Source organism: Rheinheimera sp. MMS21-TC3 (assembly GCF_032229285.1).
GTDB lineage: Bacteria > Pseudomonadota > Gammaproteobacteria > Enterobacterales > Alteromonadaceae > Alishewanella.
This window is the reverse complement of sequence record NZ_CP135084.1, coordinates 617,167-635,211: the sequence shown is the minus strand read 5'-3', so window position 1 is coordinate 635,211 and position 18,045 is coordinate 617,167. Positions and strand designations below refer to the sequence as shown.

Sequence of the window (18,045 nt, the reverse complement as noted above, 5' to 3'; positions counted from 1 at the left end):
GTCTTACAAACGCCAAATAGTTTGCATCTGGACGCCGGGCTCACCCGCCGCAGAGATGTTTCGGGCAGTAATCCTAAAGGTTGGTGACAAACAATCTGGCTCTATTGTTGTCGCACTGGCACAGTCGGGATTAATGGGTGAAGGCCATTCGCCTAAATATTCGATAAAATATTGTGCTGCATTGGCCATATCGGTATTAATTACTGGCGCAGCACGCCACTGGGTTGCTGCAGAAGTCCAACGGTCTGCAGCGCCAGGCATCGGCAGGTTATAAAACCAATCATTGCCTGCTATGCTGTCCCTCGGATCAGGTAACTGTGCTGCAATCCAATTCTCAGCCGAACGTAAAGCTGCTTCGACTTGTTGCACAGCCAGTTGTCTTTCGTATAAGTTTGCGGTCATCCGCTCCTGCAGCACTGAGCGCTGCATACTAGCAACAGAAACTAAGGTTATTACTAACAACAATAATAACCCTACTACCAAAACCGCTCCGGTTTGACGTTGATAATTTCTCATAGCCTTACCTTAATCTGTTTCGCACAGAAGCGAAAAATTCAATTGTACGCATTTCTAAAGGCAGATTAGCATTAGCATAAGCATTAGCATCCATCACTAAGGTTACCTGCACTCCCGTCACATTCCCCATTTGCACTGCTGCAGAAAAGTTAGCTGGACCAAAGGGTAAGTCACCATCTTGATAGGCAAAACGTATACTAGAAACACCAAACAACACTTCTTCGGTTACTACATTACCCGCTATAATAGCCTGCCTATAAAGTGAGCTTATTGTAGGGTCATCAGTACTTTCGGCTACTAACCACAGCACAGATTCAAATCTCATTAACATGGAATCACTGGGAAAAATTCTCGGCCGCGGATCAGCACAAACAAGTGGCGATTGATAACCTAAGTCTGCAGAACAACTAAGCGCTGGTCCCATAGCATGACTTACCGTAGTTGCAGTTACAGTTGACACTTGAAATATACTGGTTTGTATATCATCACATATCATGGCGATATCATTAGCGTTAAGGGTCGAACTGGCATTAGTATTGATTACTGGTGGCACATGGGTACTGACTGAAACTGACTCTCCCGCACCATACATTAAACGTAAAGACTCGCTTAATCCATTAGTCCCAGCAGCAAAACCTTCTAAGCCTCCTTGCCATTGCGACCAAGCAGGCGCACCGGTAATAATACTGACTACTCGGCTAGAATTATTACAACCAGAGAAGCCAGCACTTTTAATATCTTGCGACATTAACTGAAAAGCTAACCTAGCACTACTTTGCAATGACGCTAATTCGTTATTAACTCTATTAGTAGTTTGATTAGATAGAAAGATACCAAGCACGCCACCTAGCAATACTAAACCTAAAACCATCGCAATCATTAACTCAACTAAGGTAAAGCCCAGTCTCTTTTTATAAGATCTCATGGTCTCACCTCCATCACTACTACGGAATTAGAGTTTAGCCGTTGATCGGCCCAATCTATAGTGACGGTATAAACACCATCATTCCATTCCACAACAGCACACTCAGAGGTTGCTTGCTTGACATCTTCCTGCCAAGCGGTTGTAGCAGCTATACCAGCTGCGCCAGCACAAGTAGTCATTTCAAAGCCACCCGCTCGTGCTAAATCAGGGTTAGTGCGCATCACTTCAAATAATGTTTCAGTTAATATCACAGCCATTGCCCGCTCATGTGCAGTATTAGTACTTCGTAAACTTACCGATTGCAAACCTGCAATGCCTAGGATACCCACAGCTAAAACCAAAACAGCAATTAGCACTTCTAATAAACTCGTGCCTTGTTGCTTAGTAAATTTATTCGTAGTTTTCATATATTCAAAGTCCTATGGCGCTGTACAACTTGTATTTTGAGCACTAATCACAGCCAACTGACCTCCTGAGCGGATCCGTAAGTTTCTACTATTTGGATTGCTTGAGGTTGTTGGGTTGCACACCAGTAAGGTTGCTTGCAATGGTAAACGGTTAGTATTTCGTAATAAGCCTTGTGGCGTTATTCTGATTTGATCGCCTGCATCTGATAAGGTCGAGCTACTGCGAATAACTATTTGCGTTGAATCTAAAATGCCTGCTCTCATAACAGTGTCAGCCTGAATTCCTGATGGCGTGGCTGCTAAACCAACTATCCAACCTTGCCAGCTAGAAGCTGGTGCTGCACTGCAGCTGCTGCCATTACTAGAGTGACAAAAGGCCACATTAGCATTGTTTTTAATAGCTTCAGCTTTAGCATACTCAATAGCAGCTAATAAACTATTAGCTTGGCCATTTAACCTGTTTGAACTCACTAGACCACTAAAACTAGGAACGGCCACTGTTAACACTATCGCCAGTACCGCTACAGTCACCATCAATTCAATTAAAGTAAAGCCCTGCGTTATTTTATAATGTTTGATCTTAAGCACCTTGCTGGCCATCCATTTTGCAATAATAAGGTTTTGTTATCATTACAGTTAACCTATCACCATTCTAGAAGCAAGCTTCATACTGATGAACGGCCTAATTTGCAGACAAGTGGTAGATAAATGGTAAAACGGTCAGTTAAGAAGTAATTTGCAAAGCCTGTTTTACATGCGGTAAAGCGCGTCTAGATACATCTAGTGGCTCATCCACTCCTTGCAATTTAATATAAGTTCCGCTCTCGTTTTCAACATGCAAGCTGCAGAAGTAATCACTATTTATCAAAGTCTTACGATGTATCCTTAAAAACTTCTGTGGCAGCATTTGCTGTAATTGATTTAAACTGTGATCAATCAAAGCACTTGTATTCTCTGTCACAACACGCACATACTTATCTTCAGCTATACAATATAAAATATCATTAATAAATAACTGCTTAGTTACTCCAGCCATAGTATAGCTGAGCTTTTCAAGCGCTAAAGCTGCAGGCACTACTCTTGCTTGCGCCCGGTTTAGTGCTACTAACAAGCGTTCTGCTGAAACTGGTTTTAGAATATAATCTAGTGGGTTGGCATTATAAGCCTCAAGAGCATGTTCAGCATGAGCAGTAACAAAAATAACTGCCGGCGGCATACTTAGCTTATCTAATTCGCAAGCAAAACTTATACCGTCTATATCCGGCATTTCAATATCAAGTAAAACGATATCTGGCTTATATTGTTCCGCTAACTGCCAAGCTTGCTTAGCATTCTCAGCTTCTGCAATACAAGTAAAGCCCTCTTGTTGTGGCAATAAGCGCTTTATTCTTGCCCGCGCTAAAGGCTCATCATCTACTATTAGTATTCGCTTCAGCTTTTGAGTATTCACTTCTTTTTACTCCACTCCTACGCAATAATAGTTACTTTCAGTCAATCTTTTTAACTACTGTTTTGGCAAAACAAGCTTCACCCTAAACAAATTATCGGTAACACTATAAGTTAAACTAGCACCTTTCCCATAATGCAACTCTAATCGCTGTCTAATATTGTCAATTGCTATCCCATTTTTAGGTCGGTTACTACTTAACTGATAAAAAGGATTGGTAATTACAAAGCTTACTGCAGAGCGTGATTCTAATAATTGAATGCGCAATATAGCCCTATCGTGGCTGCTTTCAATGCCATGTCGTACTGCATTTTCTAGCAGTGGTTGAATAGTTAATACAGGAATGTGAATATTAGGTAAAGAATCAGGTAGCTGCCATTCCACTTGCATTCTACTGCCTAATCGCCACTGTTCTAGTGATAAGTATTGCTTAGCAAGTTGTACCTCTTGCTCTAAAACTATTACTTCACCAACATGTAATGCCGCTCGAAATAATGCCGCTAAATCTAACAAAGCTTTTTCTGCGGAATCAGCATCTATTTGGGTAAGTTCTGCAACAGTATTTAAGCTATTAAACAAAAAATGCGGTTGGATACGTGCCTGCAAAGCGCTAAGTTCTGCTCGATTTTGCGCTGCAAGTTGGTTGCTATGTTCAGCATGCATAATAAAAAATTGCATAGCAATCATGCTAATAATAAAAGCAATCATACTATTTGCCATTAAAAACGCGCCTAAGCTTTGATTTAATGGCCAACTTTGAGCCTGCAACCAGTGATAGGCTAAACTACTAATAGCCACCGTTATAGTTATAAATATAATAGTGCAACAAGCCAAAATGGTCATAGAGGGAAGCTTATTTAACTGCGGTCTTAGCCAACAGAAGCAACTAGTAGTTAGTAGCACTACCCAATGCACAAATAAACTAATTAGACCTAGTCGGTACCAAGGATCAGTAACAACACCGGGAGCAAATGCTAATACTACGGCAACCGCCTGCGACAGCACTATGGCTCGCAATAAAAATCGGCCTCGGCATAAATAAGGTAACTTGAGCGCTGGTAATGCACTTGGCATAGCTAAGCCTCCTATTATTTGCCAATCTGATTATTGATCTAATTAGTCATCTTTATAGTTATAACTTAACTATGCAACCGAAACATTTAATATTTTCAGTTAATTACAAATTAGTAGCGTAACTCTGCAGGAATAGCAAACACCACATTTTCTTCACGGCCTGGGTTTTCAGTAACCGTTACTCCACCCCATTGCTGTAATTGCTTAACAACTTGCTGCACTAAGACCTCAGGAGCAGAAGCGCCCGCAGTCACCCCAACGGCTTTTACATTGTCTAACCAGCTTTGCTGAATATCTTCTGCAGTATCAATTAAGTAAGCTACACAGCCCATTTTATCAGCAAGCTCACGCAACCGGTTAGAGTTACTACTATTTTTGGCACCAACAACCAATAATAGATCAGCTTTATTGGCTAAGTCGCGCACTGCATCTTGCCTATTTTGCGTGGCATAGCAAATATCATCTTTACGTGGCCCTTCAATTTCAGGAAAGCGCTTACGTAACGCATCAATTACATCAGCTGTATCATCAACAGATAAAGTAGTTTGACTGCTATAGCATAAGGCAGCGGCATTTTTAACCATCAATTTAGCCACATCTTCTACAGACTCAACTAAATAAATACCACCTTCCGGGTTACTATATTGGCCCATAGTGCCTTCTACTTCAGGGTGCCCAGCATGACCAATTAAAATACACTCTACGCCTTTGCGACTAGCTCGGGTCACTTCCATATGCACTTTTGTTACTAAGGGGCAGGTAGCATCAAAAACTTTTAAGCCACGTTGCTTTGCATCTGCTCGTACCGCTTGTGAAACACCATGAGCACTAAAAATAACGATATTATCGTCTGGTACTTCATCCAACTCATCAACAAACACAGCGCCGCGACGGCGTAAGCCATCCACCACAAATTTATTATGTACCACTTCATGGCGGACATAAATTGGCGGTTCAAATAGCTCTAAAGCACGTTCAACTATACTTATCGCTCGGTCAACACCAGCACAAAAGCCACGCGGGTTTGCTAATAAAATATCCATAGATTTAAAGTACCTGCACTATTTCTACGCTAAAAGTTAAAGTTTGTCCGGCTAAAGGATGATTAAAATCAACCGTTACTGACTCGCCGGCGACTTCACGAATTAGCCCTGGTAATTCAGAGCCATCTGGCATAGCAAAACCTATAATAGCCCCAACTTTAGCTTCTGTCTCAGCTGAGAAACGGGCGCGATCAACATAATAAATATTATCCGGATTAGGCATACCGTACGCATCTTCTGGTGCTAGGGTAAAGGTTTTCTTATCACCCGCTTTTAAGCCTGTTAATTCAGCCTCAAAAGCCGCTGAAATACTGGCATTACCCATTTGCAACTTAGCAGGCTTATTATGCACCCGCGTACTATCTGCAGCGCTGCCATCAGCTAGCTTAATATCAAAATGAAACAGAATAGTACTATTCGCACCTATTGCCGCTTCACTAACATTAGTTGAATTAGCAGTATTTGAATTAGTAATAGGAGTTGCATCAGTCATGTTTTGCCTCTGCTTTATTAGTAAAACTATCCCAGATTAATAACACTGCACCAATACAAATTGCAGAGTCTGCGACATTGAAAGCTGGATAATGCCAGTCTTGATAAAACACATGTAAAAAGTCAATAACATAGCCATAGATGCTGCGATCAACTAAGTTACCTATAGCACCGGCTAACACTAAGCTTAATGCTAAGCTTAATTTAACTTGCTGCCGCGGTAACTTAGCTAGCCAAACCGCAATAACTATGCTGACTCCAACCGCAATTAAAGTAAAAAACCAGCGTTGCCAGCCGCCGGCATCACTTAAAAAAGAGAATGCGGCGCCATAATTACGGACATAAGTAATATTAAAAAATGGCACTACCGAAATAGAATCAAATAACTGCATATTGTGGATAACCACTTGCTTTGTTACTTGATCGGCGATTAATAGCAACAATATAAGCCACCAAAATCGCCAACCTGTTTGGCTAAAAAGCGTCATTAAGCAAACTCTCGCTGTTCACCATCGCCTTCAACGTTGCTAACACAGCGCAAGCATAAAGCTTCATGTGCTGGGTTTGCGCCAACATCATGGCGGTGATGCCAACAACGCTCACATTTAGCCGCAGTAGACGCCGTAACTAAAACACTTAAGCCGGCAATTTCAGTTGCAACCGCATCCGCAGGTGCTGCATCAGTACTGACTGTCGCTGTTGACGTTATTAACACAAAGCGTAGCTCATTAGCTAATAACGCTAAATCAGCAGCTAACTGTTCATTAGCGTATAAGGTAACTTCAGCTTGTAGCGAAGCGCCAATTCGTTCTTCACGACGCGCAGCTTCAAGCACTTTATTTACCGCATCACGTACTTGCAATAACTGCTGCCAGTAGCTGTCAGAAAACTTTCCGCCACTAATGCCAGCTAAGCCTTGATACCAAACATCAGTAAACACAAACTCATCATGTTCACCTGGCAGCTCTTGCCAAATTTCTTGCGCTGTAAAGCTCATAATAGGCGCCATCCAACGCACCATAGCCTGAGCAATATGGTATAGCGCAGTTTGACATGAGCGACGAGCAAGACCATTCGTATGAGCGGTATATTGTCTATCTTTAATAACATCTAAATAGAAACTACCTAGCTCTACGGTACAGAAATTCATGATTTTTGCACTCACTTGGTGGAACTGATAGTTATCATAGTCATCAACAATTTCTTGCTGCAACTGGGCAGCGCGGTTAACTACCCACAGATCTAATTGCACCATGTCATCAAAAGCGACCATATCGGTAGCCGGATTAAAACCAGATAAATTAGCTAATAAAAAGCGAGCCGTATTACGAATACGACGATATTTATCTGCAGCACGGTTCAGTATTTCATCAGAAACTGTCATTTCAGAGGTGTAATCCGCCGTGGCTACCCATAAGCGTAAAATATCAGCACCGAGTTTTTTCATCACATCTTGTGGTGAAACCACATTGCCTAATGACTTTGACATTTTGCGGCCGCTACCATCAACAGTAAAACCATGAGTTAATACTTGTTTATAAGGTGCATGTTGATTAATGCTAACGCCTGTCATTAGCGATGACATAAACCAGCCACGATGTTGATCCGAGCCTTCTAAATATAAATCAGCTTGGCTAGCCCCATTATATTCAGCTCGCGCGCCAACCACACAGGCATGAGTTACACCTGAGTCAAACCAAACATCTAAGGTATCTTTTACTTTTACAAACTGCTTAGCATCATCGCCAATTAAGGTTTCAGCCTCTAAATCAAACCAAGCTTGAATACCCTCTTTTTCTACTAACTGCGCAACTTGCTCCATCAGATCTGCGGTATTAGGGTGTAAAGCACCGGTGTCTTTATCAATAAATAAAGCAATAGGCACACCCCAAGTACGTTGTCGGGAAATACACCAATCTGGACGGCCGGCAACCATTTTTTCAATCCGTTGTTGGCCCCACTCTGGGATCCAGCGCGTTTGCTCAATTTGCTCTAATGAAGCCTGACGTAAACCTTGCTGCTCCATACTAATAAACCACTGTGGCGTCGCCCGGAAGATAATAGGCGTTTTATGGCGCCAGCAATGAGGATAGCTATGGGTATAGGCTTTATGTAAAAACAAAGCGCCCGCTTCACGTAAGGCTTCAACCACGCTGTCATTGGCTTTAAATACATGTTGGCCTGCAAATAAGGGTGTATCAGGTAAATACACACCATTAGCCCCCACAGGATTCGCTATTTCTAAATTATATTGCTTACCCACCACAAAGTCTTCTTGACCATGTCCTGGTGCGGTATGAACACAACCGGTACCAGAGTCGGTAGTGACGTGCTCACCTAACACTACAGGTACTGTCATATCATAAAGTGGATGCTGTAAAGACATCAGCTCTAAGCTTTCGCCTTTAGCGAAACCTAAAGCATGATAATGTTCAATACCCGCGCGGGCCATCACGTCGGTTACTAAGTCTGTGGCCATAATCAGTCGCTCAGGGCCATTAGGGCCTTGTTCAACTTGAACTAAGCTATAATCTAACTGAGCATTAACCGCAACAGCACGGTTAGCTGGAATGGTCCAAGGTGTGGTGGTCCAAATAATGACTGATACTTTCCCTTGCCCTTTGTGGCCTTCTGGATGATCAAAACGATCAACATCAGTTTCATCTGTTAAGGCAAAGCGCACATCGATAGCCGGTGAAACTTTATCTTGATATTCAACTTCAGCTTCCGCTAAAGCAGAACCACAATCAGTACACCAATGCACCGGCTTAAAGCCTTGTTGTAAATGGCCGTTATCGACTATTTTCGCTAATGAACGGATAATATTAGCTTCAAAGTCAAAGTCCATCGTCCGATAAGGCTTTTCCCAATCAGCTAATACGCCTAAGCGAATAAAGTCATTGCGCTGGGCATCAATTTGCGTTGCTGCATAGTCGCGACATTTTTGTCTAAATTCAGCAGCGCTAAGCTTAGTACCTGGCTTACCGTACTTTTTCTCGACCACTAGCTCTATGGGTAAGCCATGACAATCCCACCCCGGTATATAAGGCGCATCAAAATCAGATAAGGTTTTTGCTTTAACAATAATATCTTTAAGAATTTTATTTACGGCATGACCAATATGAATATTACCATTTGCATAAGGAGGGCCATCATGCAAAATAAAACTTTTCTTGCCTTTTTTCGCGGCACGAATTTTGCCGTATAAGTCTGCTTGGGTCCATTTATCTAACATTTGCGGTTCACGCTGAGCTAAATTAGCTCGCATGGCAAAGCCAGTTTGTGGCAAATTCAGGGTATGCTTGTAATCACTCATCCGTTTTGTTCCGTTATGTCAGTGTTAGCGTCTGATGAAGTTAAATCAGCCTCGCTATTAAAAAACTGTTTTGCCGCAACTACATCTGCTGCAATCTGTTGTTGTAATGCAGATAAGTCTGCAAAACGTTGTTCATCTCTAATCTTGGCTATAAGTTGCACTTCAATTTGGCTGCCATATAAGTCAGCTTTAAAATCAAATAAATGCGCTTCTAACTGTTGCCGCTTACCTTGCACTGTTGGCCTGTTACCAATATTGGCAACACCAGTAAAATCACCATAAATAGTTTTAGCTTTTATCGCATAGACACCAGCAACCGGTAATTTACGGCGATATAAAAATACATTAGCGGTAGGAAAACCAAGATCACGCCCTAGTTTTCTGCCATGCCGCACTCGGCCAGTTAATGAATACGGCCGCCCTAACATAGCTTTCGCTAAGCCTAACTTATCTTGCTGTAAAGCTTCTCGTATAAGGGTACTACTAATACGCTGTTCACCAAGCACTAAACTAGAAGTATTAGTTAAACCAAACTGGTATTGCTTTGCAGCTTGCTTAAGCATACTAAAATTACCACGCCGATTCTTGCCAAAACAAAAATCATCGCCAACAATTAAATGTGCCACGCCTAACTGCTGCAGCAATAACTCTTGAATAAATAGTTCAGGTTGCTGGCCAGCAAAAGCTAGATTAAAATTGACACAAATAAGTCGATCAATACCTAAAGCTGCCAAAGCGGTATATTTTTCACGAAACCGTGACAACCGTGCTGGAGCAGTCTCGGCAGCAAATAACTCTAATGGTTGCGGCTCAAATAGCATGACGCATGCAGGTAACTGTTGTTGCCTAGCTACCGAAATAAGCTTAGTTAACACTGCCTGATGACCTAAATGCACGCCATCAAAATTACCTATTGTCAAAACACAGCCATGGTGCTCAGCTTTAATATTGTGTAACCCGCGAATTAACTCCATGCCTGCTGATTCTACCTGCTGTTTATAAACCGCGCATTATAACCGCTAATTCATTTGCTTTCAGCAATAGAATTAACCTTGAATTGACTCAATCTGATGCCAAGCACTAATAACAGTAGAAAATAGATGAAAATAGCCGCCATACACAACCCTATAAGATGCATTGCTTGCTGGCTAAAGCTAAATAGCAACCAGTTTGAGAAGCTTGGCATCTGCCAATACAAAAGTGCAGCCATAATAACCGCAGCTAACACTAACTTAGCTAAATATAACCATGTTGCTTTAGTTATTTGATATACCCCTGCCAATTTTAAACCACGATAAAGTAAAAAAGCATTTAAACTGGCCGACATAGAAGTGGCTAAAGCTAAACCGACATAACTTAAAAATGGTGCCAACATTAAATTAAACCCCATATTGGCCACCATCGCAATAATACCAATTCTGACAGGCGTTTTAATATCTTGCCTCGCATAAAAACCAGGCGCCAAAACTTTAATTAACATAAAACTAAATAGGCCCAAGCTATATGCCACTAAACTATGCGATACCATTAGCACATCGTTTTGACTAAATTCACCACGCATAAATAATAAACTAATGATTGGCTTACCTAAAACAATTAAGCCTGCCATTGCCGGTATACCAAACAAAGCAACAAAGCGAAGCGACCAGTCTAAAGTTTGGCTAAAACGTTGAGCATTCTCACCGGCATGATGGCGCGACAAATTAGGTAAAATAACAGTCGCTATAGCAATACCAAACAAACCTAATGGGAACTCAATTAATCGATCAGAATAATATAACCAGCTTACTGCCCCTGTTAATAAGAAGGAAGCTATTACCGTATCAAGTAGTAAATTAATCTGGCTAACAGAGACCCCAAATAGTGCTGGCAACATTAGTTTTCTAATTTTAACCACATTGGCATCATGCCAGCCCCATTTTGGCCAAACTAAAAATCCTGCTTTAGCTAAAAACGGCAATTGAAACAGCAACTGAATAGCACCGCCAATAAACACGCCCCAAGCTAGTGCCATTGCAGGAACTTCTAACCTAGGAGCCAGAAAAATAGCGCAAGCAATAATAGCAATATTCAAAAATACAGGCGTAAAGGCTGCTACAGCAAAGCGATTATAAGTATTTAAAATTGCACCAGATAATGCTACTAAGCTTACAAACCATAAATAAGGGAAGGTAATCTTTAACATAAGGCTAGCTAACTCAAATTTATGCTGCTCTGGTCCGCCATTTAACCATTCAACAAACCAGCCCATACCAAATAACATGGCAATAACAGGTGAAGCAACAACGCCAATTAACGTCACTACAGTAACAACAACACCTAAACTACCCGTCACTTTTGCAATCAATAATCGTACAGCATCATCACCATGTTTAGTTTTCACTTCCGCCAATACCGGCACAAAAGCTTGCGAAAAAGCCCCTTCGGCAAATAAGCGCCGCAAAAAATTAGGAATACGATTAGCAAAAAAGAACACATCAGCCGCAGCGCCAGCACCAATAAAGTTAGCCACAACCACATCTCGAATTAAGCCTAACACCCTAGAAATCAAGGTCATAGCACTAACAATAAGGCCTGATTTTAATAACTTATCTGACACACAATTACTCCACATAATATAGCAGTGCTATTCTGCCTGTTTATAGAATACAATTACCAGTAGCTAGTTAGATTAAAATCTAGGTATTTATAGTAAAAGCATTTGACAATGGGCCATTAAATAGGCATATTATGCGGCCTTTAAAGGGTCCAGTTTTTAAGTTTTAGGAGTGTTACCTTGGCTAACATTAAGTCTGCTAAGAAGCGCGCAATTCAATCAGAGAAACGTCGTCAGCAAAACGCTAGTCAACGCTCTATGATGCGTACTTTCATCAAGAAAACCTACGCAGCGGTAATTACTGCTGACGTAACTGCTTCAAATGAAGCATTAAAGAAAGTGGTGCCTGTTTTGGATCGCATGGCCGCTAAAGGTCTGATCCACAAAAACAAAGCAGCACGTCATAAAGCTCGTTTAAATGCACATGTAAAAGCATTAAGCGCTGCTTAAGACAAAGTAATAAAAAATACCGGCATTAGCCGGTTTTTTTGTTTTTACGCCTTAATCAGAACAATATAACTGATATAGCAAGCCAATTAACGCCTCGGCTTCAGTACTATTAATACTATAATACACCGTTTGAGCTACTTTACGGGTTTTCACTAGCTTGTGCCGCCTTAATAACGCTAGATGCTGTGATAACGCAGACTGACTCAACTCTAGCTTTTCATTCATTTCCCCTACCGACAACTCTCCAGGCAGTAAATGGCATAGAATTAATAATCGCCGCTCATTTGAAACAGCTTTCAGTAATTTAACTGCTTTGGCTGAGTTGTCTAGCATATCAGTTAACTTCATCGTACCGACACTCCTTCATAAACCTCGCTTAACGCGAAGCATATTATTTGTAATATCATAAATTAAACATGTTAGAAAATAGAAGACTGATTTACTTAGCTTCAACTTAAATTAATAGTGGTTGTACAAGTTTAGTAATTCTTTGTACCGATATTGGCTTAACAATAAAAGCACTAGCGCCATGCTCTAAGGCTTGCTTTAAATTATCTACCGTAGAATAAGCTGAAACAATAAATACTTCTGTTTGCTGCCGACTTAACTTAAATTGCTTTAATAACAAGTGACCGTTTATATCAGGCAATTGCAGATCAAGAAAAACTAATTCTGGCTTGTGTCTATTAAATAGCAATGCAGCACTATTACCATCTTTAGCCTCTATAACATCATGGATGCCTAGTTGCAGTAATATCTGCCGTAAGTGCTGGCGGATATTTGTCATATCATCAATAATTAAAGCTCGTAATGGCCGCATACTTAGCTGTTGTTGCATCCTGCTACTCCATGTCATTCCAATTGACTAGATATAAATTACACTATTCTTACTGTAGAAGGCTACTAATAATGCTAAAGTCTACAGCACTATTAACCTAAGGATATAATTAAAACATGAAAATTTGGTTAACAATGCTGATTGCTGCAATTAGTATAAACTTGTCAGCTAATGAGTTAAAACTAGACAACTCTTTAGCATACAAGCTTACAGAATCATTAACTGTAGAGGTAGGCCCGCGCATTGCTGGCAGTGCCGCAGATGAAAGAGCCGTAGTTTGGGCAGAAAAGAACTTAACCGCTCTTGGCTACGATAAAGTATGGCGAGAAGCTTTTGATATGCCATATTGGCAACGTGGTGCAGCTTCATTAACGGTTAAAGCGCCTTTTCATCAATCTTTAGTAGTAACTGCCTTAGGTGGCTCTATTGCCACACCCGTAAATGGCATTGACAGTAATGTTGTAATGTTTGCGAGTTTAGAGCAATTAAAGCAAGCGACAGCAAAAAACGTCAAAGGTAAAATCGTTTTCATTAATACAAGCATGGAAAAAGACCAAGAGGGTAACTTTTATGGTGAAGTGGTTGGTGTTCGTTCGCAAGGCGCTATCGAAGCCGCAAAACTGGGAGCTCAGGCTGTTATTATCCGTTCAGTTGGCACTAGCTTAAATCGCTTTGCCCATACAGGCGTTATGCGTTATAGCGATAAAGTAACCCGTATACCTGCTGCAGCTATTTCGGTACCTGATGCTATTCAATTAGAAAAAATGTTGGCGCTAGAGCCGAACTTGTCCTTGCATTTAACTATGCAAAATAAATTACCCGGTACAGTAAAAAGCCATAATGTCATTGCTGAGATTACAGGTAGCACTCGGCCCGATGAAATTGTGCTTATAAGCGCTCATTTAGACTCTTGGGATCAAGGAACTGGTGCTTTGGATGATGCTGCTGGTGTGGGCTTAGTGATGGCAGTCGGTGCTTTAATAAAACAACAAGGCCGACCTGAACGTACTATCCGAGTAGTTTTATTTGGTAATGAAGAAGGCGGTTTATTAGGTGCTAAAGCTTATGCTGCTAAACATGCTAATAACTTAGATAAACATGTTTTTGCTTCCGAGTCTGATTTTGGTGCCGATCGTATTTGGCGTTTAGACAGTGGCGTGGGCGAAAAGTCATTAGCCTTTATTGCTGATTTACATAAAAAGTTAGCTCACTTAGACATCAGCTTAGGTAACAATGATGCTTATGGTGGCCCAGATGTATCTGTACTTAAAGCCCTTGGTGTTCCTGTAGTTACTTTATTGCAAGACGGTACTGATTATTTTGATTACCATCACACCGCTAACGACACTTTTGATAAAGTAAATGCTGAAGCTTTAGCGCAAAACCTAGCTGCTTGGATAATCACGACTAAAGCCGTCGCCAACAGTGATATAGATTTACGACAGTAAGTTTATCTAATCAACGTAGCGCCTGGCGAGAAAGTTTAGCGCCAGGCCGCTGATGCTTACGATATAAAGTACGTAAAAAATACAACTGAATAAATACAATTAACAATATTGCAGCTGATGGATATAAGTAAGCATTGTCAGCAATAGTAAAAATGCTTATTGCAACAATTGCATAGACAAAAGGTAATAATTCATACAACCAAAAAGGCAAAGTGCCTAAGTTTTTATTTTTAACCCCATCTGAACGACGATTATAAGAGCGTAACACCCAAATTGTTGCTCCTCTAGCCATCAATAAGAATGCAGCACTTAACCCAAACCAAGAATCAGTGACAATAGATAACTGTAAAATGCTTGCTCCAGCAAGAAAATAAATATACGGCTTAACTTCGTATAACTTTAACGGAACCATAGCGTGCCTCCTGCACAACAACATGGCCTTTAAGTATAGCAGCTATTTAAACCGCTGCTTTATTGCTCAACAAACTAACTAGCCTTGCTTTTATACGAGAAAATCCAACTCAATAACACTAGCAGAACCCTAGTATCTTTGATTACTAAAACTAATGCGTATGCTGCAATATTACTCAGTTGAGCAAATTGGGTTTCAACAGCATAATGCCTCCAATTAAACCTCACCTTAAAATATTGGCAGTGCAGATATGGAAAATTTATTTTTTGATATTATTAGCTGGGTTGGCTTAGTTATCTGTATTGGAGCATTCTTTATTAAGGATGTATTCCGTTTACGCCTAGCAACACTTATTGGTTGTAGTATGTTATTTGTTTACTACAGTCACATTGACATTCTGCAAGGTGTAATTTCAAATTTATTAGTATTGTTAATCAATGCTTATTATATTATGCGATTTATAAAAGCTAAAAGAGCTGAAAAAGCACTGCAACAAACTACTCTAGTCAACCAAACTGTGACAGCACTACCTGAGTAACACTCTACCAATACTTTTTTCGCACTTACCTTAACGCTATAATCCCCCTAGTAGTTAAAATGGGGGCTTATATGGCTAACAATGATTCAGATTTGTTTTTGCAGGAAATGCTGGGGGTTACCCCACTAACCCAAGATGAGGTCTTGCAATCTAGTGGTGAATTTACTCCTACTCTAGCTCAACAAGCTAGACGAAAAGCTGCTGAGCAAGAAATGGAATATGATCCAAACTATCTTAGTATGGAGTATGTCGATTTAGTTAAGCCTGATGAGCCATTTACCTATAAAAAAGATGGCGTTCAAGATGGTGTTTATCGCAACCTAAGGCTAGGCAAATATCAAATTGATGCCACACTAAACTTACTAGGTAAGACCTTAGTAGAAGCCCGTAGCCAATTATTCAATTTTATTACTGATTGCCAACAAAGAGGTATTCGCACTTTGCTTATTCATCATGGTATGGGTAGAAAGAGCAAACCTCATCCAGCAATATTACGCAGTTACGTATTTAAATGGTTACCCGAGATGCCAATTGTTTTAGCCTGTAATACAGCACAACGTCATCATGGCGGCTATTCTGCTACTTATGTCTTATTACAAAAAAATCAGCAACAAAAGTTAGAGAACCGTGAACGACACAGTAAGCGTTAAAATAAAACAGCCCCCAATTGAATTGGGGGCTGTGTTGGTCAATCCGTTCGACCTCTAGATTCCTACAGCTTCAATATTCTACTTATTAAAATAACTTACAAGTAGAGTAAGGCTGCTTCGGCTCTGGTCAAAAATGCTGATAACGCCATTAAAACTACTACTATGGCGATTGCGGTAAAGCCAAAACCACGACTGGACGCTTTACTCATTACTAACCTCAGTCACGCTTTGTTATTTTTATTAACTAGCTTAAGTTTCCTTAAGCCGCTCAGTAGTTTAAAGAAGTTGTAACAACTAAACAATAACTGATTATTTAGCCAGCACTTTTGGCATGAAAGGCTAAAGAACTATAGACAAAATTTTCTGTTAAAAGCTGTTTATCATCGATAGTTGGCAGTTGCTCTAATGCTTCTTGGCTGTTTGTTATAACAAAGCCAACTTTTTGATAGTTATGTAAAGCAGCTGGGTGATCAGCACTACAGGTGTGTAACCATACTTTTGTTGCTTGCCAAGCATTGGCTAAATATACCGCTTGTTGAGCTAGCTTTTTACCTAGTCCTTGACCGACAAACTGTGGTAATAAACCAAAAAACATAATTTCTACACTATTGTCTTGATGTTTCACCAACTCAATATATCCAGCTGGCGTCCCCTTGTTCCACAACAGCCAAGTTCTTACTTGTTGTTGCTCTAAATACGTCCGCCATTGCTGATAACTCCAATTTAATCGGCTATACCAGCGCCAAGGGCCACCCACTGTTCTGAAAAAGAACTGATTTAATTCAGGACAGACGATTTCAGCCTCTACTAATTGCACTCCAGTTGGCCAAGTCACGGGGTTTAGAGCTGGACCTTGATAATCTAAATACCAGGTAGTTACTAAGGTTTCATTTGATTTATTCACTTTAGGGGTTGCCATTATTAGTAACCTTGAGTTCGATCAATAAGATTCAGCATGGCTAAACCTTGCTGTTGACGTTGATAATTTATAACAGTTTGCTCTATGGCTGACTCTATATTAGTCACTGCAGAAATATGTGGGGTAATAAAAATAGCTGGGTGTTGCCAAAATGGGTGGTCAGTAGGTAAAGGCTCTTGACGAAATACATCTAAGCAGGCTGCTTGTAACTTACCGCTATTAAGGGCCGCTATTAATGCTTGATCGTCAACGATAGCTCCTCTGGCTACATTAATAAAAATACTATCATTTTTGAATTTAGCAAAAGCCTGAGCATCTAGTAAATTTTCGGTTTGCGCAGTTAAAGGTAATAAACAAATAACAACATCCGCTTCTGCCACTGCCATAGCTAACTCCGCATCACCATGATAACAACTAATTTGGCTCAAATTTTTGGCTCGCCTAGACCAGCCACTAACTTTATAACCTAAGCTGACAAAGTGCTTAGCAGCAGCTGTACCTAACTCGCCTAAGCCGAGAATACAAATATTGGCTAACTTTCTTGGGCTTTTGGGCTTCCATACTTGCTGTTGTTGCTGTTGGCTAAACCTATCAAAACGCAACCTATAGTGACTAACGATTGCATCTAAGTAATTAACCATAGTTTGATTAAGCCTGTCATCAATAATTCTGGCAATGGGTACAGAAGGTACAGCTTTATCTAAAAAGATAGCGTCGACACCAGCGCCAAAACACTGAATAGCATTTAAATTAGGCAAGCTTGATAAGCTGCCAACAGGGGGCTTCCACACTAAGGCAAAGCTTACCTGCTCAACCTCAGTAACATTAGGCCAAATTTCAACTTTAGTTTGCGGTAAAGCCTGTTGTAAACGCTGCTGCAGGTCGGTTAAGTCCCGATCAGGTATGATTAATGCTATGCTCATAAAGTCACCACTAATTATTTTGCATGCAACTGATGAATGTAAAGTTTTCGT

General features: G+C 40.6%; 21 protein-coding genes. 4 read left to right on the top strand and 17 right to left on the bottom strand.

Going from position 1 to position 18,045, the window contains the following annotated elements:
• Positions 1–3: 3 nt before the first annotated feature.
• The 12 genes from RDV63_RS03305 to murJ all read right to left on the bottom strand — a co-directional run bounded on the left by RDV63_RS03305 (position 4) and on the right by murJ (position 11,819).
• Positions 4–516 carry a PilX N-terminal domain-containing pilus assembly protein gene (locus RDV63_RS03305; protein WP_313908077.1) on the bottom strand — a complete coding sequence of 171 codons (513 nt, stop codon included), beginning with the start codon at positions 514–516 and terminating at the stop codon, positions 4–6.
• 4 nt (positions 517–520) lie between these two features.
• Positions 521–1,441 carry a PilW family protein gene (locus tag RDV63_RS03300; protein WP_313908076.1) on the bottom strand — a complete coding sequence of 307 codons (921 nt, stop codon included), beginning with the start codon at positions 1,439–1,441 and terminating at the stop codon, positions 521–523.
• Positions 1,438–1,848, bottom strand: a complete 411-nt coding sequence (gene pilV / locus RDV63_RS03295; protein ID WP_313908075.1) for a type IV pilus modification protein PilV — start codon at positions 1,846–1,848, stop codon at positions 1,438–1,440. Before pilV ends, RDV63_RS03300 begins: the two co-directional genes overlap by 4 nt.
• A gap of 12 nt (positions 1,849–1,860) precedes the next feature.
• Positions 1,861–2,436, bottom strand: a complete 576-nt coding sequence (locus RDV63_RS03290; protein WP_313908074.1) for a GspH/FimT family pseudopilin — start codon at positions 2,434–2,436, stop codon at positions 1,861–1,863.
• A gap of 136 nt (positions 2,437–2,572) precedes the next feature.
• Positions 2,573–3,298, bottom strand: a complete 726-nt coding sequence (locus RDV63_RS03285) for a LytTR family DNA-binding domain-containing protein (protein ID WP_313908073.1) — start codon at positions 3,296–3,298, stop codon at positions 2,573–2,575.
• A 54-nt stretch (positions 3,299–3,352) separates the two neighbouring features.
• Positions 3,353–4,369 carry a sensor histidine kinase gene (locus RDV63_RS03280; RefSeq protein ID WP_313908072.1) on the bottom strand — a complete coding sequence of 339 codons (1,017 nt, stop codon included), beginning with the start codon at positions 4,367–4,369 and terminating at the stop codon, positions 3,353–3,355.
• A 110-nt stretch (positions 4,370–4,479) separates the two neighbouring features.
• Complete coding sequence (gene ispH, locus RDV63_RS03275; RefSeq protein WP_313908071.1) at positions 4,480–5,412, bottom strand: 4-hydroxy-3-methylbut-2-enyl diphosphate reductase; 933 nt, start codon at positions 5,410–5,412, stop codon at positions 4,480–4,482.
• A gap of 4 nt (positions 5,413–5,416) precedes the next feature.
• Entirely contained in the window at positions 5,417–5,905 is a 489-nt protein-coding gene (gene fkpB / locus RDV63_RS03270; RefSeq protein WP_313908070.1) for an FKBP-type peptidyl-prolyl cis-trans isomerase, read from the bottom strand.
• Positions 5,898–6,392: a signal peptidase II gene (gene lspA, locus RDV63_RS03265; RefSeq protein ID WP_313908069.1), complete on the bottom strand. Its 495-nt coding sequence runs from the start codon at positions 6,390–6,392 to the stop codon at positions 5,898–5,900. Before lspA ends, fkpB begins: the two co-directional genes overlap by 8 nt.
• Positions 6,392–9,220, bottom strand: a complete 2,829-nt coding sequence (ileS, locus tag RDV63_RS03260; RefSeq protein ID WP_313908068.1) for an isoleucine--tRNA ligase — start codon at positions 9,218–9,220, stop codon at positions 6,392–6,394. The genes lspA and ileS overlap by 1 nt, the downstream gene beginning before the upstream one ends.
• Positions 9,217–10,194 (bottom strand): bifunctional riboflavin kinase/FAD synthetase, encoded by a 978-nt coding sequence (ribF, locus tag RDV63_RS03255; RefSeq protein ID WP_313908067.1) that lies wholly within the window; start codon positions 10,192–10,194, stop codon positions 9,217–9,219. The genes ileS and ribF overlap by 4 nt, the downstream gene beginning before the upstream one ends.
• A gap of 50 nt (positions 10,195–10,244) precedes the next feature.
• Positions 10,245–11,819, bottom strand: a complete 1,575-nt coding sequence (murJ, locus tag RDV63_RS03250; protein WP_313908066.1) for a murein biosynthesis integral membrane protein MurJ — start codon at positions 11,817–11,819, stop codon at positions 10,245–10,247.
• Positions 11,820–11,996: 177 nt separating this feature from the next.
• On the opposite strand from murJ, the gene rpsT reads away from it, so the two are divergent.
• Entirely contained in the window at positions 11,997–12,266 is a 270-nt protein-coding gene (rpsT, locus tag RDV63_RS03245; protein WP_313908065.1) for a 30S ribosomal protein S20, read from the top strand.
• Between the two features lie 51 nt (positions 12,267–12,317).
• Here rpsT and RDV63_RS03240 read toward each other — a convergent pair whose 3' ends face one another.
• Together RDV63_RS03240 and RDV63_RS03235 are read right to left on the bottom strand one after the other, a co-directional pair.
• Positions 12,318–12,614, bottom strand: coding sequence for a metalloregulator ArsR/SmtB family transcription factor (locus RDV63_RS03240; RefSeq protein ID WP_313908064.1), 297 nt, complete (start codon positions 12,612–12,614; stop codon positions 12,318–12,320).
• Positions 12,615–12,720: 106 nt separating this feature from the next.
• The gene (locus RDV63_RS03235; RefSeq protein WP_313908063.1) at positions 12,721–13,104 is read right to left on the bottom strand and encodes a response regulator; all 384 of its coding nucleotides are present in this window, start codon (positions 13,102–13,104) and stop codon (positions 12,721–12,723) included.
• Between the two features lie 116 nt (positions 13,105–13,220).
• Between RDV63_RS03235 and RDV63_RS03230 the strand changes: the two genes are divergently transcribed.
• Positions 13,221–14,552 (top strand): M20/M25/M40 family metallo-hydrolase, encoded by a 1,332-nt coding sequence (locus RDV63_RS03230; protein WP_313908062.1) that lies wholly within the window; start codon positions 13,221–13,223, stop codon positions 14,550–14,552.
• A 10-nt stretch (positions 14,553–14,562) separates the two neighbouring features.
• On the opposite strand, the gene RDV63_RS03225 is transcribed toward RDV63_RS03230, so the two are convergent.
• Positions 14,563–14,964 (bottom strand): hypothetical protein, encoded by a 402-nt coding sequence (locus tag RDV63_RS03225; RefSeq protein ID WP_313908061.1) that lies wholly within the window; start codon positions 14,962–14,964, stop codon positions 14,563–14,565.
• Between the two features lie 250 nt (positions 14,965–15,214).
• On the opposite strand from RDV63_RS03225, the gene RDV63_RS03220 reads away from it, so the two are divergent.
• Both RDV63_RS03220 and smrA read left to right on the top strand, forming a co-directional pair.
• Positions 15,215–15,502, top strand: coding sequence for a YgjV family protein (locus RDV63_RS03220; protein ID WP_313908060.1), 288 nt, complete (start codon positions 15,215–15,217; stop codon positions 15,500–15,502).
• Between the two features lie 71 nt (positions 15,503–15,573).
• Positions 15,574–16,152, top strand: coding sequence for a DNA endonuclease SmrA (smrA, locus tag RDV63_RS03215; protein ID WP_313908059.1), 579 nt, complete (start codon positions 15,574–15,576; stop codon positions 16,150–16,152).
• 313 nt (positions 16,153–16,465) lie between these two features.
• Here the strand turns inward: smrA and RDV63_RS03210 are convergent, their stop codons facing one another.
• Together RDV63_RS03210 and RDV63_RS03205 are read right to left on the bottom strand one after the other, a co-directional pair.
• Complete coding sequence (locus RDV63_RS03210; RefSeq protein WP_313908058.1) at positions 16,466–17,071, bottom strand: GNAT family N-acetyltransferase; 606 nt, start codon at positions 17,069–17,071, stop codon at positions 16,466–16,468.
• Between the two features lie 2 nt (positions 17,072–17,073).
• On the bottom strand, positions 17,074–17,994 hold the full coding sequence (locus RDV63_RS03205; protein WP_313908057.1) for a glyoxylate/hydroxypyruvate reductase A: 921 nt from the start codon (positions 17,992–17,994) through the stop codon (positions 17,074–17,076).
• Between the last annotated feature and the right edge of the window lie 51 nt (positions 17,995–18,045).

Excerpts from the sequence above, each read along its gene's own strand:
- RDV63_RS03220 (WP_313908060.1), top strand. The coding sequence starts at position 15,215 with ATGGAAAATTTATTTTTTGATATTATTAGCTGGGTTGGCTTAGTTATC.
- RDV63_RS03230 (WP_313908062.1), top strand. The coding sequence starts at position 13,221 with ATGAAAATTTGGTTAACAATGCTGATTGCTGCAATTAGTATAAACTTG.
- RDV63_RS03210 (WP_313908058.1), bottom strand. The coding sequence starts at position 17,071 with ATGGCAACCCCTAAAGTGAATAAATCAAATGAAACCTTAGTAACTACC.
- fkpB (WP_313908070.1), bottom strand. The coding sequence starts at position 5,905 with ATGACTGATGCAACTCCTATTACTAATTCAAATACTGCTAATTCAACT.
- RDV63_RS03280 (WP_313908072.1), bottom strand. The coding sequence starts at position 4,369 with ATGCCAAGTGCATTACCAGCGCTCAAGTTACCTTATTTATGCCGAGGC.
- RDV63_RS03235 (WP_313908063.1), bottom strand. The coding sequence starts at position 13,104 with ATGCAACAACAGCTAAGTATGCGGCCATTACGAGCTTTAATTATTGAT.
- RDV63_RS03205 (WP_313908057.1), bottom strand. The coding sequence starts at position 17,994 with ATGAGCATAGCATTAATCATACCTGATCGGGACTTAACCGACCTGCAG.
- ispH (WP_313908071.1), bottom strand. The coding sequence starts at position 5,412 with ATGGATATTTTATTAGCAAACCCGCGTGGCTTTTGTGCTGGTGTTGAC.
- ileS (WP_313908068.1), bottom strand. The coding sequence starts at position 9,220 with ATGAGTGATTACAAGCATACCCTGAATTTGCCACAAACTGGCTTTGCC.
- RDV63_RS03305 (WP_313908077.1), bottom strand. The coding sequence starts at position 516 with ATGAGAAATTATCAACGTCAAACCGGAGCGGTTTTGGTAGTAGGGTTA.
- lspA (WP_313908069.1), bottom strand. The coding sequence starts at position 6,392 with ATGACGCTTTTTAGCCAAACAGGTTGGCGATTTTGGTGGCTTATATTG.
- RDV63_RS03300 (WP_313908076.1), bottom strand. The coding sequence starts at position 1,441 with ATGAGATCTTATAAAAAGAGACTGGGCTTTACCTTAGTTGAGTTAATG.
- pilV (WP_313908075.1), bottom strand. The coding sequence starts at position 1,848 with ATGAAAACTACGAATAAATTTACTAAGCAACAAGGCACGAGTTTATTA.
- RDV63_RS03240 (WP_313908064.1), bottom strand. The coding sequence starts at position 12,614 with ATGAAGTTAACTGATATGCTAGACAACTCAGCCAAAGCAGTTAAATTA.
- RDV63_RS03225 (WP_313908061.1), bottom strand. The coding sequence starts at position 14,964 with ATGGTTCCGTTAAAGTTATACGAAGTTAAGCCGTATATTTATTTTCTT.
- ribF (WP_313908067.1), bottom strand. The coding sequence starts at position 10,194 with ATGGAGTTAATTCGCGGGTTACACAATATTAAAGCTGAGCACCATGGC.
- smrA (WP_313908059.1), top strand. The coding sequence starts at position 15,574 with ATGGCTAACAATGATTCAGATTTGTTTTTGCAGGAAATGCTGGGGGTT.